2 protein-coding genes are annotated in these 2943 nt (G+C 77.6%); one reads left to right on the top strand and one right to left on the bottom strand.

All coding sequences use genetic code 11. From position 1 onward, the window contains the following. Nucleotides 1-87: 87 nt before the first annotated feature. Nucleotides 88-816, bottom strand: coding sequence for a M48 family metallopeptidase (locus tag ACFXAM_RS38375; RefSeq protein ID WP_380298541.1), 729 nt, complete (start codon nucleotides 814-816; stop codon nucleotides 88-90). Nucleotides 817-1071: 255 nt separating this feature from the next. On the opposite strand from ACFXAM_RS38375, the gene ACFXAM_RS38370 reads away from it, so the two are divergent. Continuing rightward, complete coding sequence (locus tag ACFXAM_RS38370) at nucleotides 1072-2160, top strand: ThiF family adenylyltransferase (protein WP_380298540.1); 1089 nt, start codon at nucleotides 1072-1074, stop codon at nucleotides 2158-2160. Nucleotides 2161-2943: the final 783 nt, after the last annotated feature.

Genomic DNA, 2943 nt, shown 5'->3' with positions numbered 1-2943 from the left:
CGTGTGGTCCGCGCCCCTCTCCTCGTCCGTTCCGGCGTCCGTTCCGGGGCCCTCCGGCCCCGCGTCCTCCGCCGCCCCGGGCACCGCTCAGCCGCAGGACTCCGCCGGGTCCGGATCCGACGGGGCCTCGTGCCGGGCCCCCGGGATGTGCGGCAGCCGGGCCGCCGACACCACGCCCTCCAGATAGCCGCGCGCCCGCTCCGTGCGCGGATACGCCTCCAGCAGCGCCCAGAAATCCGGGCCGTGGTCCGGCACCAGCAGGTGCGCCAGCTCGTGCAGCAGCACGTAGTCGACCACGTACTCCGGCATCCCCTGCAGGCGGTGCGAGAGCCGGATCGTCCGCTCGCTCGGGGTGCACGACCCCCACCGCGAGTTCTGGTTGGTCACCCAGCGGACCTGGGCCGGCCGGGCACGACCGCCCAGGTAGGCCGTGGAGAGCTCGCGCGCCCGCGCCACCAGCGCATCGTCCCCGAGCACCCGGCGGCTCTCCTGCGCGGCCAGCTTCTCCAGCATCTGGGCGACCCAGCGCTGCTCCTCCGCGTGCGACATCCGGGCCGGGATCAGCACGATCGTGCGGTCGCCCTCGCGGTAGGCGGACACCGTCCGGCTGCGGCGGGCGCTGCGCCGCACCTCCACCCGGGACCGGTCGAACGGCTCGCGGGCGGTTCCGGGCCGCGGTTCCGAGCGCGGCTCGGGGTCCTGGTCGGGACGCTGCTCCGGACGCCCGCGCGTACTCGGCGCCGCCACGTGCGACCCGGACGCTGCACGGGCACGCCGAGGCGACGCCGAGGGATGGGAGTCCCGTTCGGCTGCCATGGCACACGACGTTACCCGCTCCCCCTGACAGAAGTCCGCTGCCATGGCCGAAATGTTTCGTGGAGCGATCGGGAACGAAAGGCCGACGGCAGGTGTCCGGAATCCGACTCCGGGCCGGACGTCAAGTTATCCACAGGGTGTGCGAACGGATCATCCGATCATGCCCCCGTCCCTGTGGACAACCCGCCGCACGCCCTCGCCCCGATCGGGCATGCTGCCGTCGGCCGTCCGGAATCGATCGGAAGGAAGACCGCCGTGCGCCTCGCCCTCAAGCCCGCCCTCTCCCGCAGCTGGCGGGACTCGGACACCCTCCAGTTCGGCACCATCCCCCAGCACGCGGGGGTGCTCGGCCACGCCGCCGACGACGCCCTGCGTGCCTTCCTCGGCCTCGTCGACGGCACCCGCGACCGGCCCGCGCTGCTCGCCGAGGGCGAGCGGATCGGCTTCGGGCGCGAACCCGCCGACTCCCTGCTCGACCTGCTGGAGCAGGCCGGGGTGCTCGACGACGCCGAGGCCTCGGCCGAGGCCCTGGCCCGCTTCCCCCAGCCGCACCGCGAACTGCTCGGGCCCGACCTCGCCTCGCTGTCACTGATCCACGCGCCCCCGGGCGCCGCCCCCGCCGTCCTGGCCCGGCGGCCCGAGCACGCGGTCGAGGTCCGCGGCGCGGGGCGGATCGGCGCGGCCGTCGCCGCCGTCCTCGCGGCGGGCGGCATCGGCACGGTCACCGTGGTGGACTCCGGCCGGGTCACGCCCGCGGACTGCTCCCCCGCCGGGCTGCCGCCGACCGACGTGGGCCGGCTCCGGTCCACCGCCGCCCGCGAGGCCGTCGACCGGGCCACCGCCCGGCGCCCGGGCCGGCGCAGCCGCCCGCCGAGACCGGGCCTGCCCGACCTGGTGGTGCTGGCGCCCCGGGACGGCAGCGCCGCGTTCGCCGGCGGCACGCCCCAGGCCCGCGAGCTGCTCCGGGCCGGGGTCCCGCACCTGTACGTCGGCGTGGTGGAGGAGTTCGGGGTGGTCGGGCCCCTGGTCCTGCCGGGTGTCTCGGCCTGCGGCCACTGCCTGGTCCTCACCCGGGAGGACGAGGACGCCGCCTGGCCGCGGATCCTCACCCAGCTCGCCGACGGCGGCCCGGGGCGGGCGCCGACACCGGCCTGCGACACCGCGCTCGCGACCGCGGTCGCGGGGCTCGCGGCGCTGCACGTCCAGGTCTACCTGGACGGCGACCGGCCACCCAGCGTGGACGGCTGGTGCGAGCTGTCGGCCGTCGACGGCATGGCCCGCCGCCTGCGGCTCAAGGGGCACCCGGACTGCGGCTGCCTGTGGCAGCCGACACCACCGCACTGAGGCCGGGGCGGACCTGGGCCGGCCCCTGGCGCGCCGGACGGGGTGCCAACGGCACCGCCCTGGGCGGCCACCGGGGCCGGGGACGACTGCGGCACCGCACCGGCGAGTGCCCGGATGACGCGAGGAGAGACCACCACGACACCACACCGAACGCCCCCCGGGACCGATCCGGGGCGGGGCAGCCACGCCACCCCGGGCACCCACCAGAACACGCCCAGAGCGCCGGCTACGGCACCACACCGGACGGCCACAGGCGCCGGGGACGACTGCGGCACCGCGCCGACGGGTGCCCGGATGACGCGAGGAGAGACCACCACGACACCACACCGAACGCCCCCCGGGACCGATCTGGGGCGGGGCAGCCACGCCACCCCGGGCACCCACCAGAACACGCCCAGAGCGCCGGCTACGGCACCGCACCGGACGGCCACCGGAGCGAGCCCGGGCAACCGGCTTCGGCGCTGTGCCGGACAGCGGCCCGGGGCCGATGCCGGGCCCGGCCGCAGCACCTCGGCGGGTGGCGGAGGGATGCGCGGAGGGCGGCCACCGCCGCACTCCCACCCGTCCGAGCTGCCTCCGGAGCGGCTCCCGGGGCCACGGACTGAGGCGCCGCTCCGGCGGGTGCCGGAGCGGCGGCCGAGGTAGCGCTTCCGTCGTGCCTCGGAGCGGTACCTCGGGTCGACAGCTGTGGCGCGGCGGCGGCGGGGGGGCCCCCGCGCCGCCCGCCCGGCGGGGGGGCCCCCCCCCCGGCGGCGGGGCCAGCCGGGGGGGGGGGGCGCGCGC

Origin of the sequence: Kitasatospora sp. NPDC059462 (genome assembly GCF_042749955.1) — a bacterium.
In the GTDB taxonomy this organism is placed as follows: Bacteria; Actinomycetota; Actinomycetes; order Streptomycetales; family Streptomycetaceae; genus Kitasatospora.
The sequence above is the reverse complement of the archived record's forward strand: the minus strand, read 5'-3'. Positions and strand labels throughout refer to the sequence as shown.

What these genes read in the sequence shown, in the direction of transcription:
- ACFXAM_RS38375 (WP_380298541.1), bottom strand. Translation starts at nt 816, where the DNA reads ATGGCAGCCGAACGGGACTCCCATCCCTCGGCGTCGCCTCGGCGTGCC.